Here is an 18,938-nt window from a genome sequence, read left to right on the forward strand (position 1 = left end):
TTGTCAATTAATTCAATTGTTCATGAAAGTTTAAAGAATATATAAATCGTTTAAATGCTTTTTGACCTTCTACCGTTCGTTTATAAACTCCTGCATCCTTCAGTACATCTAGGAATTTGGCACCAGTCTGCTCCTCAACAAGCTGCTGTGCAGCTTGCTCGGACAAGTCTGTTCCATGCAGCTCTGCTAGTGACGCAATCCACTCGGCATGCTTATGAAGTGGATGCTCCGCAGCTTTTGCTGCTTCTATTCCATCAGTGCTTCCGCTGCTAAGAATCGATGCTATCTGTGCCAGCTCTTCCTTTAAGCGACCAGGAAGCACTGCTAATCCCATCACTTCAATTAATCCAATGTTTTCCTTTTTTATATGGTGCAAATGCTTATGCGGATGGAAGATTCCGTCTGGATGCTCTTCACTTGTACGATTGTTGCGAAGCACAAGATCAAGCTCAAATTCTCCGCTAGAAAGCAAGCGTGCAATCGGTGTAATCGTGTTATGAGGCACTTGTTCTCCATTTTGTTCAGAGAATGCGTAAATATCCGCTGCCGGATCGCTATATGCGCGCCATGCATCTAGAATAGCTGCAGCCAACGCTTTAAGCTCTTCCTTCGATTGGCTTTGCAGACGAATGACCGACATTGGCCATTTTACTATGCCAAGCTTAACAGCTGAGTAAGCCTCTGATGTGAAGCTTGCTTCCATTGCTGCTGTTTCCATAGGGAAAACATGCTTGCCTGCTTGGAAATGATCATGAGATAGAATAGAGCCTCCCACAATTGGCAGGTCGGCATTAGAGCCGATAAAATAATGCGGAAACTGCTCAACAAAATCAAGCAAGCGTGCCATCGAGCTATGGGTAACCGCCATCGGTTCGTGCGCACCCTTGAACACAATACTATGCTCGTTATAGTAAACATACGGCGAATATTGCAAGTGCCATTCCTCGTTCTGTAGCGTCAAAGGAATCGTGCGATGGTTCTGCCTTGCCGGATGGTTGACTCGACCAGCATAATTAACATTTTCAACGCAAAGCAAGCATTTTGGGTATTTAGCCGGCGGAAGCGTCTTTAACAATGCAATTTCCTTTGGGTCCTTTTCTGGCTTCGATAGGTTGATCGTCATTTGCAGATCACCGTACTCCGTAGCATGCAGCCAGTTCGGATTTTTTGCAATTCGATCCATTCGGATATAATTGCTGTCGATGCTAAGCTTATAGAACATATTCGTTGCTGCTTCTACGCCTTGTTCCTTCATAAGCTGGTTGAAGCTTGCAATAAGCTCTGAAGGTCGAGGTACGAATATCCCCATAATTTTGGCATCAAGCAAATCACGATATGTGAGTGTATTCTCAGGTATAAGTCCGATGCTGTAGCCGTAATCCAGCAGCTGCTCCAAAGGATCGATCGGAGATGTCAGCTGCTCTGCTGGAACCTCCCCATCAAAGGGCTCATCAAAGCTGAACAAATCCAGCAATGCATTGGTTGCATAATGTTTGTCGGCAGCTTTAATTAGCTGCTGCTGTTCGGCGAATTGAACTAGGCGAGCAATTTGCAACTGCGCCTGCTCTGCTGCTCCTTGTGCTGTCATAATTAATTCCCCTTCCTTCTTGACGTAATATTACTTGCTGTAGCCGTTAGGGTGGTTAAGATGCCAGCTCCAAGCACTTGCAATAATTTCTTTCAAATTGCTGCGTGAAGGATTCCAGCCAAGCTCTTCACGTGCACGGCTTGACGATGCGATAAGTACCGCTGGATCTCCCGCACGACGTTGTTCCATAACAACTGGGATCTCGCGACCAGTTACTTCACGTGCGATGTCGATTACCTCTTTTACAGAGAAGCCATTGCTGCTTCCAAGATTGTAAATGGCACTATCCTTGCCTGCACGCAAAGCATCAAGCGCAAGCACGTGTGCATCTGCCAGATCGCTTACATGAATGTAATCGCGGATACATGTACCATCCTCAGTAGCATAGTCATCACCAAACACAGAAATATGTGGACGCTTGCCTAGTGCTGCTTCAAGCACGATAGGAATAAGATGCGTTTCTGGATCATGCGCTTCACCAATTTTACCGCTCGCATGTGCACCCGCAGCGTTAAAGTAGCGAAGTGAAATATACTTCACTTCATGGGCAACATCGAACCAACCCATCATCTTCTCCATAGCGAGCTTCGTTTCACCATAAGCATTCGTAGGTGCTGTGCGATCATATTCGTCGATAGGCACATTTTCTGGCTCGCCGTACGTAGCTGCAGTCGAGGAGAAGACGATTTTCTTCACGCCATATTCATTCATTTTTTCAAGCAGGCAAAGCGTTCCGTACACGTTGTTGTGATAGTATTTGCCTGGCACCTTCATGCTTTCGCCAACAAGAGAGTTTGCTGCGAAATGAATAACCGCATCGATTTGATTTTCGCTGAACAGCTTATCAAGCGTCTCGCCATCTCTCAAATCCCCAACATACAGCTTGCCGCCTAAAAGCGCTTCTCGATGGCCTTGCTGTAAATTATCAATGACTACAATCTCCTCACCGCGTTCTTGCAAAGCAGCAACCGTGTGAGAACCGATATAACCTGCACCACCAGTAACTAAAACCGCCATGATAACATCTCCCTCAATTTTTTATATATAAAAACGTGTCTTACTATTCTTAATAGAGACTCGCGACTTGTAAGCGAGTCCCGCAACGTAGGTACTACGAAGTGAGCACTGGATGCCGCGATAGCATTCCATATAGTCTCAGCTATCCAATACCCACAAGACTCGCGACTTGTAAGCGAGTCCGCATCGTAGGCACTACTGAGTGACTGTCGAAAAAGGAACTTCAACTTCCAATAAAGGTTCAAAATGCGGGCTTTCAGATCCGAGAAGCTTGGACGCTAGTAGAAAACGAGTAGCGCAGCGTACATTAGTTAGTACGTGAGCAACGGAGTTTTCGCTAGCGTTCAAGATTCGATGTCGACTATGCTGCGTTAGCATAATCATCGATATCAAAGTCCGCAAGCGGGCTTTCAGGACCAAGAAGATGGGACGATACTAGAAACCGAGGAGCGCAGCGTACGTTATTGGTACGTGAGCACCGGAGGTTTCGGTAGCGTTCCATATTCGCCGTCGATTAAGCTACAACGCAACACATCGTCATCAAAGTCCGCTCTAGGAGAGCTGTTCTACGCCGTTTCCGATAGAGCACACATAAAACTCCGCCACCAACCCCGTTTTCTCTGTATACTCCTTACCAACCTGCTCCTTAAACTGCTCGATGGAATCCTCATGAACAAGAGATACAGTACAGCCTCCAAAGCCAGCTCCTGTCATACGCGCGCCTAATACGCCGTTGACTTTACGTGCTGCATCAACCATTGCATCCAATTCAGCTCCAGTAACCTCGTACAAGTCGCGCAGTGAATCGTGTGAGCCATTCATTAATTGACCGAATTGCTCGAGATCATTTTGTTTTAGTGCGTCCATTGATTTCAACACACGATCAATTTCCTCAACGACATGCTGTGCGCGCTTAAGCACAACCTCATCCTTAATATGATGCTTTGAAGCGTTAAATTGCTCTAGCGATAGCTGACCGAGCAATGTTAGCTCAGGATGAGCCTGACGTAGATCCTGTACCGCTTGCTCACATTGAGCACGACGTTCATTGTAGGCTGAATCAACTAGACCACGACGTTTGTTCGTATTACCGATAACAAGCTTGTAGCTGCCGGATTGGAATGGAACAAGATCATACTCCAGCGTATCGCACATTAACAATATTGCATGGTCCTTTTTGCCGTTTGCTACAGCAAATTGGTCCATAATTCCGCATTTCACACCATTAAATTCGTTCTCTGATTTTTGTGCCATTAATGCGATCTTCACCGTATCCACTGGTTGCTTCTCAAGCGTAAGCAGCGCGAACGCAGTAACCACCTCGATGGATGCGGAGGAAGATAGTCCAGCACCGTTAGGAATTTCACCGTGGAACAACAGATCATATCCTGAGCTGAATACGACTCCCTGCTGATGAAGCTCATTTACGATCCCCTTCGGATAATTCATCCAATCATCGGCTTCGTCATAAACTACTTTTTCCACGCTCAGTACACTAGTGCTTGGGAAATTTGTAGAGGCTAGTCCTAGACCTTTATCCTCTCTTTTGCGAACCACTAGCGTCGTACCGAACGTCAATGCCGCCGGAAACACATAGCCTCCGTTATAATCTGTATGCTCTCCTATTAAGTTAACACGACCTGGTGCGTGGAACACATGAATGTCTTGCTCGGAAGCTCCAAAGCGTTTTACAAATTCATTTTTCAACTCTTGAATATTCGCCATGAATCGTACCATCCTTTACAACAATGTTATTGTAGATCTTGCTTTTATTATAGACATTAAACTCATTTAACTAAATGGTTACAAGTGAAATGTGTATGGACTAATGTGACTTTACACATCATTTCAATACGGTACAATGTACATAAGGAGGGGTTAGCAATGTTCCATACCTCATTCAATCGACCAGAGGAGCAGCCACCAGACAAGCAGGCTGTCTATAAACCAGAAAGCTATCGAGTTGCTTCTAATCCAAGCATGGAGCAAAACGGCAGCCTGCATGTCCTGTTCGCAGGGGAAAGTCAGACACTCCCCAACCACCGGCTTGGTCCTAAAGTATATAGCTTTTACCTTATGCACATTGTTCTAAGTGGACGTGGCAGCTATGTTACGGAGCATGAGCGCTATCAACTCAAGGCAGGTGATACATTCCTCATTCGCCCCAATCAGCTCATATCCTATGAATCGGACGCAAATGATCCGTGGCATTACCGATGGGTTGCGTTCACTGGCGATGAGGCTAATCAGCTCGTTGCACTTGCAGGGTTTCAGCCCACTTGTGAAGTTGTATCCTTAGATGATTATAACCATACAGCCTCCAGCTATCAGCAAATACTAGAAGCGTTTCGCGAAGGTCATGTGACTTCATCTATACGAGCATCAGGCTTGCTCCAGCTTATAATGTCAGACTACGGAAAGAAGCAGCTCCCAGAAGCTCAGCTGCTGCCAAGCTCATCTCATGCAGAGCAGCAGCTTCATAAACAAATGGTGCACTATCTGACTTCACAGTATACACATCCCGTCAGCATTGAGCATATGGCAGAAGCATTTGGCTATAATCGTGCCTATTTATCGAGATTGTTCAAGCAGAAGGTCGGCATGCCTCCGAGCACTTTCTTACTTAATTTGCGCCTTGATCATGCAAGACATTTGCTGAGAGAACGACCTGAGCTTACGATTGAGCAGGTATCTGCCTCGGTAGGAATTCAGGATGCGCTTTACTTTTCTAAGCAATTTCGGAAAGCCTATCAGCAATCACCTACATCTTATCGAAAACAAGTATTAGAAGACTGATCACCAAGGCATACTAATTCCGAGGTGATTCCCTTATGAAAGAGCTTCATACAGGAGCTAATTACTGGAACACATTTACGACAGGCGATACAGAGTGGCCTACTCTACGTGAGTCGCTCCGAACGAAAGTATTAATTATTGGTGGCGGCATGTCAGGCCTACTTACTGCGTTTAAGCTGCATGAGCAAAATATCGAATGTGTTCTAGTCGAAGGGAAAGAAATATCGGAAGGCAGTTCACTGGCAAGCACAGGCTTGCTGCAATATTGTAGTGATCTTATGCTGCATGAGCTTCGTAAAATGATTGGTAGGCAAAAAGCTGATTTGTTTTATAGAAGCTGCTTCCGTGCAATTGATGAAGTTCGAAGAATCGCATCCCTGCTGCAGCAAGAAGTAGGAGATTGCCAGCTACAGTCACGATCAAGCATGCAATATTGCTCGGATCTAAAGGATATTGATAAATTACAAAAGGAATATGAAGCTTTGTCTAGCCTTGATCTGCCTTGTGAGCTGTGGGATCAGCATATCATTGTGCAGCACTTTCCATTTTCGAAACGATTGGCCCTAGTCACGCATCAAGATGCTGAAATCAATCAGCATTTATTCGTCATCAGGCTCGCTCAATATTTAAGCCAACGAGGGATAAAGCTGTTTGAACATTCTAAGGCATCGTCAATTCGGCAGCATAACAACGGAGCTTTCTCTGTTCTTATTAATGATCAGTATACAATTGAAGCTGAATATATCGTCCATGCCGTTGGCTACCATTCTGAGCAGCTGCAGCTCACAGAATTAAATGTTAAGTCTAATCGTTCATATGTCGTTGTTACAGAGCCAATTGCTGATCTTAGCAGCTGGTATAATGGGATGCTGCTGTGGGAAACCGCAAGGCCATATTTGTATGCTCGAACCACCCCCGATTCCCGTGTAATCATCGGCGGTCTGGATGAAACCTCATCCAAGCTTGATCGAGACAAGCCTTCCATTAACAGACATATTGATAGGCTGCTCGCGAAGCTTAACGAGCTCTTCCCTTCCTTTCATGCTGCTGCCTATCAAAGCTGGAACGCTTACTTTTACGAACCACAGGATGGCTTACCTTACATTGGATTAGATCCTTCCAATTCAAAGCATGTGTACATTTTAGGCTATGGAGGTAACGGGACGATTTACAGCATGCTTGGCGCAATGCTTGCCGTACCAATCGTGCTCGGCAATGCAAATACTGCCGAGCATGAGCTGCTGTCGATGCTTTCACTTTCCAGACTTTCCAGATAACTAAAAAGCCTTTGCCTTTACTCCCGTTAACAAGGAATAGAGGCAAAGGCTTCATTATTCATTAATCAACACTTCAGCTGCACCAGCATCTGGAACGTGCTGCTCTCGTTCGTCAGCAAAGCCAAGGCTTAATTGATTGAACAAGCCTGAGTCATTCGCCTCCTCCTCAATGCATACGACACATTGCCCAGCGCGAAGTGCATGTAAACAACGATGAGCAGTCTCCTCTGTTAAGCCATATTCCATTAGTGACGGAACACCGTGCTCTTGTTCAAAATCCTGCTGAACAATACCAGGTATACCACCAAGTGGCACCTGTAGAGTAGTTTGTGGTGTGAAGAACGGCACAATAAATCCTTCATCTGCGCGTTCAATAAGGTCATCCTGTCCTCGATTGGCAGCAGCTATTTCACTTAACAAATCAATATGAATGGCTGTTTCTGCATTTAGCAGACGGCTATGCTCCACATTAGATACAATTACCCGCAGCTGATTAGCTGGAACTCCGCTGTTCTCCAAAGCCTTTAATCCTTCCGCACAATCATGCTCGCTATTATATAGCAGAACTTTTGTAATCATTTCTAAACCTCCTCATACATATAACAATTTCATTGTTGTTATTCCCCATTTGCTTCTGGATCACTCACAAACGAAGGGAATTGTCGAATATTCAGAGATAAGTTCTAATCATGTATTATTTGACTGTTATAGTTGTGCCATGTTTTCGGTTACGCTATGATGTTAAGTAGATGTTTGTACGCACGTGATAAAAAGGAGGTTGCAGATCCGTTGATCCATCGAAATCTTCGTTATATGACGGGCTGGGAATGGCATGTTCTGCAGCTAAAGCATATTTCCGTTGCTACGCAGCGAAGGCAGCAGCAATCCAGTACCAGATCGATAGCGGCTTCCTTACAAGAATCAGATGAACGCTATATGAATGAGAAGCAAGAGCTCATTCAAGCTTATCCTGAAGCTGCAGTTTGGATTAATGACAGCTATGAACGATTTACGAATAATATATTAATCAAAAAAATTGACGGTTACGGATCAGTTGTACAAGGGACGATTATTGTACAGCTGTCTAAGGATGTGACCGATACGACTCCCTTTCATTTTTGGCTTTCGGAAACAAAGCTTTTAACCATGCATCGAGACGCTCGGATCTCACTGCGTCTTCAACAATTCCATTTGCTTGAAGATTATGAGCGCTGCTCCAATGCACCTGAAGCCTTCTTTCTTATGCTAGGCACACTACTTGAGAGCATACATATCGGCTTAGATCAGTTTGAAGAAAGATTAGGCGAGCTGGAACGTGACATGAAGGATCGTAATCGCAAGGATTTACTGGAGATCATTATTGAGCGTCGCTATGATTTGCTTCATTATAGTCATTTGTATTTACCGATTCGTGAGCTAGAGGGTCTTGCAAAGGAAGCCTTTTTGGAGTTGTTAACGGCGAGCGAGGGCTATTCTCGCATTCAATACCGGCTGCAGCGAATTGATCATTTGCTAAAGCATTATGCTATTGAAATCGATACGCTTATCTCTGTAGATGATGCGTTATCTAATTTTCGAGGCAATGAAATTATCCGTACGCTTACGATTTTCACTGCCATTTGCTTGCCAGCAACCATTATTGGTGCGATCTGGGGCACAAACTTTATAGATCTGCCGTTTAAGCAAGAGCCGCTAGGGTTCCTCTATATGGTTGGGGCAATCCTGATATTGACTGGATTTATTTATTTCCTGCTTTGGCGAAAGGGCTGGACTGGCGATATTCTTGACACGCATTCAAAACGAAAAAATATAAAGCAGCATAAGCTCAATGAGATGATTTTAGATAAGCATGCTATGGAAGAGCAGCAGGCACTACCTTCTCGGAAGCACAGAGGAAAACAAAAGCTTCAGCGAGAGGTTAAGCAGGAGCAGGTGGTGGACGGCCCGCTACCATCAAGAAAACGCAAATAGGTAGAGGTTGGTTTAATCAGCTCGACTTTGATGACGAAGCTATGCGCTGTAGCCTAATCGGCGGCGAATATGGGACGCTACCGAAACCTTCGGTGCTCACGTACCACTAACGTACGCTACGCTCCTCGGTTTCTAGTATCGTCCCATCTTCTTGGTCCTGAAAGCCGGTGATTAAACCCTTCATTGAAATTGGTAGGTTTAATCAGCTCGACTTTGATGACGAGGTTACTTCTTTGTAGTTTAGTCGGCGGCGAATATGAGGTGCAACCGAGAACTCCGTTGCTCACGTACCAACTAACGTACGCTGCGCTACTCGTTCTCTAGTTTCACCTCATCTTCTTGGTCCTGAAAGCCGAGCGTTTGAAACCTTCATTGTAATTTGGTTGGTTCAAAAGCACGACTTTGATGACGAGGTTACTTCTTTGTAGTTTAGTCGGCGGCGAATATGGGGTTCAACCGTGAACTCCATTGCTCACGTACCAACTAACGTACGCTGCGCTACTCGTTCTCTAGTTTCACCTCATCTTCTTGGTCCTGAAAGCCGAGCGTTTGAACCCTCATTGGAATTAGGTACCTTGCAATCCGCGCTTAGATAGAGGCCTAGCGCCTTTCTGACTAATAAGCAAACTTTCCTCATCGAGTTTCCCGTGTTCTTTTAGAATTTTTTCTCGATCGGATAAATATTCATTTAAGTCCTCCAATAATGCATCAGAAATATATAGTTCTCTCTCCTTGTTGCCTTTTCCGGATATGAATATTTTCCGCTCCTCTTTATTGACATGAGCAATTTTCAATTTAGCTACTTCTTGAACACGAGGTCCTGTTGAAAGCATCAGTGTAAAGATAAAGCGATCTCTTGAAGGGAACTTCGATTGCTCTGCCTTGCTAAATAACTTCTTAACATTTTTTTCGGATACTGTTTTTACATTTTTTCTTGCTGTGCGCGGATTAATTATTAACGCAGCTGGATTGGTCGTAATGTAACTATGTGCATGCGCCCACTTGAAAAAGGAACGAAGTGCCGCAATGACCGTCGCTCGAGTCGTTGCTTCTAACGGTTCATTAGCCTTTTCGTTTTTTACGATTACTCCATTTTTCTTTATTGTAGCGGGATGCTTTAATTGAGCCAGGTACATTTCAATATGATCTTTTGTAACATCACCTATACTAGTGACGTATTTTTTATCTTCTAAGAAGGAAATAAATCGAGATAATGTACTGGTATAGGAAGAAATCGTCAACTCGGATAAATTTCGATTCCGAAGGCTTAATGTATATGTATCAATTAAGATATCTAATGGTTTAGACATATTAATCACCTCTGTTTAATTATAGCATGTCATAACCAAAATTAGAACGTATGTTCCACGTTATCAATGAATGATAAATTATTAAAGCCTGTGTCTTTTAATACGGAGGCTGAACCAGTTAGTATATTATTGTAACCATTTCAAATCTTTGATAAAAATATTAAATACATTTTAGTTACAATAGTTTGGTTATAGTAACAAAAATATATTTTATCCATGTGCTTATTTCCAAATCAAATAAAGGGTTACTTTGCATTTATTGAATTGCCGCCGATATACTACTATATATTGGCAAACTATTAAAATACAAGATATTATTAGTTGAGTTGAACGAATACGAAGGGATGCGATATATGAATGAGCGCGGCAAACTTTGGCGACGTCTGGAAACATAATGTATTACTAGAAGTCGTGAATTTAATTAGGAAGGAAAATTTTAACTACGTAGAGACTCATGGGAATTACGATAATCATACCGTAACACATAACGGTAGCGCACCACTTGGATATTACTACTTAAGCAAAAAATACAACTATTCATTGCCTTCAACTCTTTATACACAAATTAATAACCCACCAACATCAGCTGCACGGTATTCTTATCTGTCATCTTGGATGCAAGTTTATGACCTATTAAAAAAATCACAGATCAAATCTTTCAAAGAAACGATCTTTGAGATTAATCAAAGTGTATGTACTGCGGTTGCTCCCCATATCAGCAATCATACAGAGATTTGCTACACTCATGGAAATGGCTTCACCGGAGTATTAAATCTTACTAACTCACCAGATCTTGTTTTTATTGATCCTTTTTACACAAAAGCACCTGTTACTGAAATGAAACGGGTTAAAGAGCTTGCGAGCAAACTCGATCAAAAAAGTGTTCCCTACCTAATATGGTATCCGATATATAGAAGTCAGATAAGATCGAAGCGAATCAAGACCCATTTGTTAGATCAATTCCCCCATGGTGCCAGAAGACCACACAGACTGGAATTACATGATATTAGCAATAATAAAAACAGCTCACATATACCGATCACAGGCATGATCTTCTCAGATACGTTATCTCACTATATCCAAACGGTCAAAACAAACTTGAATTACTTAGATAGCTCTAAGAACCCTTGCTTGAATTGGAGCATTGTATAAGATTCATTATTATGGAATTCGGCTCGTAAAGTTAAGTAAAAATAAGCCAATGCTCACTTTAGAGCATCGGCTTATTTTGTATCGTGCTAACAACATACTCAATATTTCGTAGTAAATACCCTATTCGTGGTTCCAAGCCTCTGTAATCTGATCATAGATCCAATACCTTAATCTAACATGTAAATAATCTAGCTGGTTTTTGAAATGAATGAAATCAATGCTAAAACTTTCTTTGCCATCTCCATATGTGTACTCATTAAGCTTTGTATCAAATGGATACCTAAAAATCATTGAACTATCATCTGTTTCATACAATTCGTTAATTAATGCGCCTATTTTTTTAAATTCATTTTTCTCATCTTGCTTAGATCCAAATTTATATTTGCTCCTAATTTCATTGTTAACCTTGGACCATAAACTATTAAGGCTATGTCCATTTAGTTTTTCTTCAATTTTTTCCTCATCTAAATCTGATGACATGTAGATATGATACAAGATAGCTTTTAGTGCTAATTCTATAGAGTGTCTATACAAGAAAAGTGCTGGGTTTATGATACTATCAGCAACATGGCCACGGTTGTCTCCAATAGAGTCAATTAGCTTATCAGCCGCCTCTTTGAAATGTCTAGAGTATAGATCAAACAAATCGTTACGTTGCCTGAAAGATTTTTGCCAATTAGGGTAAGCATTCTTGTAAATATCTGGATTTGAAGTAAATAACAAGTTGATCCGTCCCTTACTTAAGATTCACCATTACAAAAGCTAATAGTTTTTATTGTATTGTTAATTATACCAATCTATCAAATACTGTAAAGACGTGCAGCATCTACTAGCCTCTAATATTATTCATCACATAAATATGCCCGTGCCTGGCGTACGCATGACTTCGATCCACTTTTTCAGTGTTGACCTATCCGCCTGATCAATGGGATACCCACGAGCAAGCCTCACTTCATTAGCACTAGGTGAAAGGCTACGTGTAGTAACAATTAAGCCCCTATCCGCTTTCTCATGCAATACGTCTGCGTACAATGCTTTGACGACGCCTGAGTCAACCATTTCTTTACGTCGTTTACATTGAATAAGGATTGCTGGTGGAGCATCAGAAGCTGGATCTTTTAGCCATGCACGAGCATCGATACCTCCATCATCCGATCCTGGACCAATCTCAACATAATAACCGTGGCGTTCGAAAAATTCACAAGTAAGAGCTTCGAACTTTCGCCAATGAATATCACCGATCCGCTCAAATTGTTGACTCAAAAAATCAATATAACGCTGATCAAAAAACGTTCCGTATTGCGTCTCTAATGACCGACTCTTAAATAGAGCTGCAAGTTCAGCCGTGTCTTTCCAATCTACGATTCTAACACCTGAAAAAGGACTAATGTGTTGTTGTTTGGACATAGCTTCTATTATTTCCATTGCGATATGATAGCCTGTAGTACCGTGTTTATCAATTATTTCTTTCACATAAGGTACCGGATCAATTATTTTGTTATTATTATTTTTATTCTGTTTAATCCAGTTAGAGAGGTACTTAGTCCATTCTCTTTTAATCTCAGAATATAGCGGTAATTGTGGTGTATTTATATACTTTCTAGAAAGGGAGACATGCGGTAGCATGTCAGGACTGGATGTATTACCTACTTCGTAAAGCAAGTGTGCGATAAGACCATCAAAAACTTCAGCACGAATACGTAGGTACTCATCGTCTTGTCCTTGCCATATCTCTTTATACTGCTTCGGCATGATGTCATCGAATTCTTTCCTCGTCAACGCAAGTCCTGCCTTGTAACCAATCACTTCGGAAGTTTGTCTAACTAATACTCCTCGTCTCATCGAGGCTGTACCCATCTCTTAACTCTCCTTTCAAGTACCTAATTTAAGTGTTATTCAAGAATTCCATTCTTCATAATATCCCTTTAAGGGTTTGTATCTATTGTCCTTATGAAGGTTTTCGTACACTGAAGTAATGCATGAACAAAGGTTTAAATGATTAATTAAATCGAGACACTCAGAGCACCGGTCTCCATTGCTACCTCTGATTATTTCTAAGCCTTTGATCTCACGCATTGTTAATAAAGATTTCTTTTCAGTCAAGAAAATATTTACGCCTAATGTTCCCGCGACAATAGATTTCTTGCCCTCGGTAAAATAATGTATTTCCCATTCATGATCAGAAATAAATGATTTTAAGTAAGATTTTCTGATTACATGAAAGTAGTTGTCTACATAGTAACATCTCTGACCAATCCTTATATTCACTTGTGGCACGTTTATCCCTCCCTATTTAATAGAATAAATCATGTTTTGTGAAAATTGAATTTCGTACAGGAGCTTCCATTTAGAAACCTACTTTAAACTTACTAATTTTGATGGGATCTCAGGCATGTCCTGTTGCTTTATTACATCCCAATACCAAAAATCAAATGGTTTACTTCTTTGTTTTAACGACGAAAAGTGGGCTATCTTTTGTCGCTTCCTCTCGTGATAGATCTCTACATTTTCAGACATACCGAAAATTTCAATGAAAGTTTCAATGGGAGTGTCAATAAAAAGTCCGTCCGGCAGCATCCCATTCCAGGAAGGATAGTACTGTAATTCAAATGGTCGAATGATCAGACACTTTTGCTTATGACAATGATTATAAAAGTGTCGCTCATACGAACTCTCGACAATAACACCGTGTAAACTAACGCGTAGCAGCGTGACTGATCGGTATTCTACTGGTTTACCGTAACCAGTATCCATAATCCAACCGCCAATAAGATATGGACTTGTACGCCGCTTAACGATCGTTGCGCATCGTTCCACTTATCCTTCTCACATAAAATCTCAAAAGAGTTTTTATGAATGATATGGCTTCCTACAATACGCACATGGGTGTCAGAATACTCAAATACATCTTCAAACTGTAGGAGCGCCATAGCGCATATATTCTTGCTCATTTTTATCCTAGAAATAAACTTAGCTATATCCCCGTATCCACCAAAAAGTACTTCCTGTATCGTATTATTTTTTCCAAACTGATTTTCTCTGCTTTTTTCTCTATATACCGATACATATTTTCTAAGGTTGGATATCTCGAATTCTTACCAGCTGCACACGACGAAATAAATCTATTCCATGTGTCTAGTAGTAGTCTCATAAAGAAAGAATATAACGTCATCCTATTGAATGTATTAGGGCTTGTACGACCGCCCCCTTCATTATGCGTGCCTTCTTACCGTGTTACTGCTGTGAGGTGCAACATTTAAGTAGTCTTCGAAATTAACTCGAATCATCCCATCTACTTCTTGCCAATTCGGATAGATACTATTATGTTTCCCCTCAAAATTGCAGCCCTCGATATGATCTTTCTTCATATTTATCCCGCTCCTCAGATGGTAGCCATCATCCTTATGAACAGGAATCATTTCAATGAGTTTATCCGGATTGCACCTACAGCGCAATACAACTTTAGAATTATGATGTAAATAATGTAATTCTTGAAAAAACTTCTGTCTTTCTGCCTCATTCATTTCGTTATAAATGAAATGGTAAGAGTAGAATTCTCTTTGGCCAACACGTTCTCTTTTATAGCTGACTTCTAAGTTTTCTTGAATTAAACTATCCATTTGGCTCATTTAAACTTCACCCATTCTGTCCATAAATATAGATATGAATAAAAGAGACAAAAACTAACATATTTCTTTTTATTATACCATGTTAAATACCAATATAAGATGATATTGCTATTTATATTAATGTATAGAGTGAATAAGTAAAAAATGATAGTGATGGCGTGTAAAGGGGAAAACGATGGATAAGAGTACAGTATAAATGCTAGTCTAAATATGTACAAAAACGCTTGAATAAAAATGTACAGAATTGCTTGTCTACGACATAATGGTCTCGAGAGGAGAGATCGTGATGTACATGACGCTAAATATTCAAACAAACGTTGAGGTTCGTAGTTTACTAGACTTACCTAATCTAAAATTGTTAATGGAGAATCTCAAAATGAAAATTAATAAAAGTGAATTAGCAAGAAAGATGAACGTGGATCGTCGAACGATTCAGAAATATCTAGATGGGTTTAAGAAAAGTGAAGGAAGAAATCGTGAGTCTAAATTTAGACGCTTACTATGACATCATTTCAGATTTATTATCTGAAGATAATAAGCAAGTATTTTACTACAAGCGTGTACTGTGGCAATATCTCACGGATAACCACGGTTTGAGATGTGGCAGTTCTACCTTTAGAGTCTACATCGCTCGCAAGCCCGAGTTTGAACGGTACTTTACAGAAGGACGTCGCTTTCCTTCACGTCAGAGTGTCGTACGCTATGAAACGGCTCCTGGTCAGAGTTGAGGTCAATGTGGCCGTATTACTACTTTCATACTCACGCTTTCGTTTCTACCATATGAGCATTACGAAGTCACAAGCTGTACTCCTATCTTTCTTAACAGAAGCCTTTGAAGAAATCCTGACAGACAACATGAAAACGGTCATGGATGAGCCTAGGAACGAATACGTCAAGGGTAAAGTCAATCCAAAGTTTGCTGCCTTTGCTGACGACTTTGGCTTTAAGGTGAAACCATGTGTAGCCGGTCGACCACACACTAAAGGTAAGGTTGAAGCACCGATGAAACTACTCGATGAAATCCATGCATACCAAGGAAAGTTAAGCCTTCCGGAGCTTCAAAACCAAAAGCTAGGAGATCGCGTGAATCAATCGTTTCACCAAGGTACGGGAAAGGTGCCTGTTCTTGCCCTAGAAATGGAAAAGAACTCCCTACACCCGTTACCAGCGGAGCGTGTAAGAAGTTCCTATCGCATACATCATAAGCTTGTTAAGATCAATGCGGCAAACATGATCTCCTACCAATCCAAACAGTACTCAGTTCCCGCTGGGTACCAAGGAAAAACGGTTGGAATACAAGTCTATGACAATCATCTGTATGCGTATTATAACACGAAACTTCTTGTTAGACATCCAGTAAGCGATACAAAATTAAATTACAAAGAAGAGCATTACCGTGAACAACTGCAACGTGCGATGCCAGGCTATCCTGACATCAATGAGTTAGCTAAAAAGAACTTGCGTACGATTGGTGGTGTATTTGAATGAGTATGACCACCTACCAACAAGCCGTCAGGAATCTCGAATATCTTGGGCTTAAACAAATGATCACACATCTAGATGAAGTCATTGACTTTAGCGTGCATAACCAACTGTCGTTCATGGATACGCTCATTAAGCTAACGAACTATGAAATTGAAGTTCGGGAGCATAATATGATTCATGTGATGGTGAAAGTTGGAGCCTTTCCCCATATGAAAGAGCTAGCTGACTTTGACTTTAGCTTTCAGCCCAGTGTGAACAAGCAGCAAATGCTAGATTTAACGAGCTTACGTTTTATTGAAGGAAACGAAAACATCGTATTCTTAGGCCCTAGTGGGGTTGGTAAGACCCATCTAGCTACAGCTATTGGCATCGCAGCTGCCAAGAAACGAACAAGCACCTACTTTATTAAATGCCATGATCTGATTCAAAATCTAAAGCGAGCCCATCTTGAAAACCGCCTAGAGTCTCGGTTGAAGCATTACACGAAGTACAAACTGCTTATTATTGATGAAATTGGTTACTTACCGATTGAACAAGAAGATGCCAAGCTCTTTTTTCAGCTAATAGATATGCGCTATGAGAAACGCAGCACGATTTTTACGACAAACGTAAACTTCAAGGCATGGGATGAAGTATTTCGCGAGCCCAAGCTTGCGAATGCGATTCTAAATCGTATTTTACATCACGCTAGCGTCGTTACGATTGTAGGCGAATCCTACCGTTTGAAAGATGATTTAGCGAAAGAAGATAAAGTGATTTTGTACATGCTTAAACGAGCAAAAGTGTACATGCTTATGTTGACATTTACAAAGCCTCTCGTCTACTGTGAATTCATTTCTGCATTCCATCAAAAAAAGAAATATAGTATTAGACTATCCTTTTGCTCTCTAGCAATTAGTCATCAAAGCCGTCGAACACTTCACCTGCATCTTCCTCACTGTAATTACACAGAAATTCATCGTAGAAAAAGCTTAATGCCTCCTCATGTTCTTCTTCATATTTTTTGTCCATCGTTTCGCTCCTTTCTCAATCTCCACTCGTCGATTTTTTGTTTTCGTGGTGAATGGCACTGATCGCAAAGGCTCTGCACCCACCTTAAGTCTCTTCGCAATACTCCGGGTGCTCCGCAACTTTCGCATACAGTGGTAGAATGCTCTCTGCACTGTCGTACTAAAATAGCAACCTCCTTATGAAGCTCTGCAAGGGCAAGGGGATCTATGGAGTGAATAGCAGGGTCGTTGTCTACCCGATGGTAATAAAACCTTAGTTGACCGAACTTCTCTTTCACACGATCCACGACAATGTCTACTACAGGCAACCCCGCTCTATTGTAAGCCTGGGTTATTTCTTGGCATAATTCGCGTAAAACTACATACCAGCCATTACCAACTTCACACCCGAAAGCACCAAATTTATCCCGTATTATTCCACTTTTCTCCTGTTCCTCATAACTGTCCCCTCTTTTCATGAATGGAAACTCATTCGCCAGGTTGTCTTCCAGTTCTTTGTCCATAGTCATCCCCGAATTCATTGGTATTTTATGTGAATATGACAAGTTGAAATGCCTTTACTTTGTTTTTTGGTCTGACCTATCGTAATCATCGTCTTTATCATTTAACCACCAATCGTGGCTAACAATATACGAACCTTCACACGCCTTTATGGAGTATTTCTGAATTACATACTCTATAAACTTCCTTTTTTCTACGAGGCTTAAACTGTTCATTGCAGCAATTAAATCATCACTTGTCATTGACACCACCCCAATCCGCTCAGTCTTTAATTTTACGCCATTTATTTGTGTTTTGGCGGTCTTTACCAGCTGGTTCAATGCCTAACTCGGCACGTTGGTCATAAGCCCATTTTCCGAAGAGTGATGGGGGATTAGGCAAAGCGTCGCGTATTTGAAAGACTTCGTCAGGTTCGAGTTTGCTAATGTATGCCTTTACCTCTGCCCACTTCAGTTCGTAGTTTTGTTCGGGAAAAAGCAGACTACGACCATAAGCAGTAACTGTGGGGAATCCTGCTGCTTTCGACCGACTTTCAATTTCCGCAAATTCTGCGTCTGAAATTTTTATACGAATTTCCATAATGACCTCCTTAAAATTCAATCACTGGATTTACTCCACTCCACACCACCAGCATATAAAATTTTTTTTGACTTGTCAACACTTTGGAAACGGGTTTTCGTGAACATTGGTGCGAGCATTCTTGAGAAAACTACATTGTACCGAGGAAACTTAATCCCGTTCTAGTCTAATACTATATTTTCCTCTGACAACTAGAATGTGGATTAAGGCGATGAGCGTGGTCGCCTACCGTGACTGTAGAGATGGCTGATAAGGTGCAAATGACGATCCCGTGATGCCATCCTTAAAATCAAAAAAAGCACAAGGCATTTTGCCTGGCGCTTTTTCTAAATTATTTAATCCAACCATTTACAAACACCAATACCGATGGTAGAGAACTACATAATTACCTGTCTCTGTATTGTGAAAATGATACTGATTACAAGCCTTTTGACCGTATGCTGTTCCGTATGTGTCACAATCCGATGAAAAATGATTACCTTCGATAACCTCAACTGAACTAATATAATCACCAGCATTACATCGTTCTATAGTAATTTCTGATATCTTAGAAAATACTTTAATTTCATAGTCGCTGCTATCTTCTTTGATTCCGTAAGTCTTTTCAAATTTGATCAAATCAT

13 protein-coding genes and 2 pseudogenes are annotated in these 18,938 nt (G+C 41.3%); 6 read left to right on the top strand and 9 right to left on the bottom strand.

Annotated elements, in window-relative coordinates; all coding sequences use genetic code 11:
• Window positions 1–7 precede the first annotated feature (7 nt).
• The 3 genes from NSQ99_RS18490 to NSQ99_RS18500 all read right to left on the bottom strand — a co-directional run bounded on the left by NSQ99_RS18490 (window position 8) and on the right by NSQ99_RS18500 (window position 4,330).
• A complete protein-coding gene (locus tag NSQ99_RS18490) occupies window positions 8–1,588 on the bottom strand; it encodes a UDP-glucose--hexose-1-phosphate uridylyltransferase (RefSeq protein WP_340838405.1) in 1,581 nt (526 codons plus the stop codon).
• Window positions 1,589–1,618: 30 nt separating this feature from the next.
• Window positions 1,619–2,605: a UDP-glucose 4-epimerase GalE gene (gene galE / locus NSQ99_RS18495; protein ID WP_251667437.1), complete on the bottom strand. Its 987-nt coding sequence runs from the start codon at window positions 2,603–2,605 to the stop codon at window positions 1,619–1,621.
• 552 nt (window positions 2,606–3,157) lie between these two features.
• Entirely contained in the window at window positions 3,158–4,330 is a 1,173-nt protein-coding gene (locus tag NSQ99_RS18500; protein WP_340838407.1) for a galactokinase, read from the bottom strand.
• A gap of 159 nt (window positions 4,331–4,489) precedes the next feature.
• Between NSQ99_RS18500 and NSQ99_RS18505 the strand changes: the two genes are divergently transcribed.
• Window positions 4,490–5,401: an AraC family transcriptional regulator gene (locus NSQ99_RS18505; RefSeq protein ID WP_340838409.1), complete on the top strand. Its 912-nt coding sequence runs from the start codon at window positions 4,490–4,492 to the stop codon at window positions 5,399–5,401.
• Window positions 5,402–5,436: 35 nt separating this feature from the next.
• Window positions 5,437–6,678, top strand: coding sequence for an NAD(P)/FAD-dependent oxidoreductase (locus tag NSQ99_RS18510; protein ID WP_340838411.1), 1,242 nt, complete (start codon window positions 5,437–5,439; stop codon window positions 6,676–6,678).
• A gap of 54 nt (window positions 6,679–6,732) precedes the next feature.
• On the opposite strand, the gene NSQ99_RS18515 is transcribed toward NSQ99_RS18510, so the two are convergent.
• Window positions 6,733–7,257, bottom strand: coding sequence for a hypothetical protein (locus NSQ99_RS18515; protein WP_340838413.1), 525 nt, complete (start codon window positions 7,255–7,257; stop codon window positions 6,733–6,735).
• 210 nt (window positions 7,258–7,467) lie between these two features.
• Here NSQ99_RS18515 and NSQ99_RS18520 point away from each other — a divergent pair, with 210 nt between their 5' ends.
• Complete coding sequence (locus tag NSQ99_RS18520) at window positions 7,468–8,649, top strand: magnesium transporter CorA family protein (protein ID WP_340838415.1); 1,182 nt, start codon at window positions 7,468–7,470, stop codon at window positions 8,647–8,649.
• Between the two features lie 566 nt (window positions 8,650–9,215).
• On the opposite strand, the gene NSQ99_RS18525 is transcribed toward NSQ99_RS18520, so the two are convergent.
• The gene (locus NSQ99_RS18525) at window positions 9,216–9,959 is read right to left on the bottom strand and encodes a site-specific integrase (protein ID WP_340838416.1); all 744 of its coding nucleotides are present in this window, start codon (window positions 9,957–9,959) and stop codon (window positions 9,216–9,218) included.
• Between the two features lie 357 nt (window positions 9,960–10,316).
• Here NSQ99_RS18525 and NSQ99_RS18530 point away from each other — a divergent pair, with 357 nt between their 5' ends.
• Entirely contained in the window at window positions 10,317–11,111 is a 795-nt protein-coding gene (locus tag NSQ99_RS18530) for a hypothetical protein (RefSeq protein WP_340838418.1), read from the top strand.
• A gap of 120 nt (window positions 11,112–11,231) precedes the next feature.
• On the opposite strand, the gene NSQ99_RS18535 is transcribed toward NSQ99_RS18530, so the two are convergent.
• From NSQ99_RS18535 to NSQ99_RS18545, 3 genes are all read right to left on the bottom strand, one after another.
• The gene (locus NSQ99_RS18535) at window positions 11,232–11,834 is read right to left on the bottom strand and encodes a hypothetical protein (protein ID WP_340838420.1); all 603 of its coding nucleotides are present in this window, start codon (window positions 11,832–11,834) and stop codon (window positions 11,232–11,234) included.
• Window positions 11,835–11,960: 126 nt separating this feature from the next.
• Complete coding sequence (locus NSQ99_RS18540) at window positions 11,961–12,968, bottom strand: restriction endonuclease (protein WP_340838422.1); 1,008 nt, start codon at window positions 12,966–12,968, stop codon at window positions 11,961–11,963.
• Between the two features lie 1,355 nt (window positions 12,969–14,323).
• Window positions 14,324–14,740, bottom strand: coding sequence for a hypothetical protein (locus tag NSQ99_RS18545; RefSeq protein WP_340838423.1), 417 nt, complete (start codon window positions 14,738–14,740; stop codon window positions 14,324–14,326).
• A 286-nt stretch (window positions 14,741–15,026) separates the two neighbouring features.
• On the opposite strand from NSQ99_RS18545, the pseudogene istA reads away from it, so the two are divergent.
• Window positions 15,027–16,228 (top strand): annotated as a pseudogene (istA, locus tag NSQ99_RS18550) (IS21 family transposase).
• Window positions 16,225–16,974: pseudogene (gene istB / locus NSQ99_RS18555) on the top strand (IS21-like element helper ATPase IstB); the annotation flags it as partial. The pseudogenes istA and istB, both read left to right, overlap by 4 nt.
• A 1,023-nt stretch (window positions 16,975–17,997) precedes the next feature.
• Here istB and NSQ99_RS18560 read toward each other — a convergent pair.
• Window positions 17,998–18,315 carry a hypothetical protein gene (locus NSQ99_RS18560; protein ID WP_340838425.1) on the bottom strand — a complete coding sequence of 106 codons (318 nt, stop codon included), beginning with the start codon at window positions 18,313–18,315 and terminating at the stop codon, window positions 17,998–18,000.
• Window positions 18,316–18,938: the final 623 nt, after the last annotated feature.

It is taken from the genome of Paenibacillus sp. FSL W7-1287, from assembly GCF_038004245.1.
Classification (GTDB): domain Bacteria; phylum Bacillota; class Bacilli; order Paenibacillales; family Paenibacillaceae; genus Pristimantibacillus; species Pristimantibacillus camelliae.

Excerpts from the sequence above, each read along its gene's own strand:
- NSQ99_RS18560 (WP_340838425.1), bottom strand. The coding sequence starts at position 18,315 with ATGGAAATTCGTATAAAAATTTCAGACGCAGAATTTGCGGAAATTGAA.
- NSQ99_RS18490 (WP_340838405.1), bottom strand. The coding sequence starts at position 1,588 with ATGACAGCACAAGGAGCAGCAGAGCAGGCGCAGTTGCAAATTGCTCGC.
- NSQ99_RS18500 (WP_340838407.1), bottom strand. The coding sequence starts at position 4,330 with ATGGCGAATATTCAAGAGTTGAAAAATGAATTTGTAAAACGCTTTGGA.
- NSQ99_RS18530 (WP_340838418.1), top strand. The coding sequence starts at position 10,317 with ATGAGCGCGGCAAACTTTGGCGACGTCTGGAAACATAATGTATTACTA.
- galE (WP_251667437.1), bottom strand. The coding sequence starts at position 2,605 with ATGGCGGTTTTAGTTACTGGTGGTGCAGGTTATATCGGTTCTCACACG.
- NSQ99_RS18515 (WP_340838413.1), bottom strand. The coding sequence starts at position 7,257 with ATGATTACAAAAGTTCTGCTATATAATAGCGAGCATGATTGTGCGGAA.
- NSQ99_RS18510 (WP_340838411.1), top strand. The coding sequence starts at position 5,437 with ATGAAAGAGCTTCATACAGGAGCTAATTACTGGAACACATTTACGACA.
- NSQ99_RS18545 (WP_340838423.1), bottom strand. The coding sequence starts at position 14,740 with ATGAGCCAAATGGATAGTTTAATTCAAGAAAACTTAGAAGTCAGCTAT.
- NSQ99_RS18540 (WP_340838422.1), bottom strand. The coding sequence starts at position 12,968 with ATGGGTACAGCCTCGATGAGACGAGGAGTATTAGTTAGACAAACTTCC.
- NSQ99_RS18505 (WP_340838409.1), top strand. The coding sequence starts at position 4,490 with ATGTTCCATACCTCATTCAATCGACCAGAGGAGCAGCCACCAGACAAG.
- NSQ99_RS18525 (WP_340838416.1), bottom strand. The coding sequence starts at position 9,959 with ATGTCTAAACCATTAGATATCTTAATTGATACATATACATTAAGCCTT.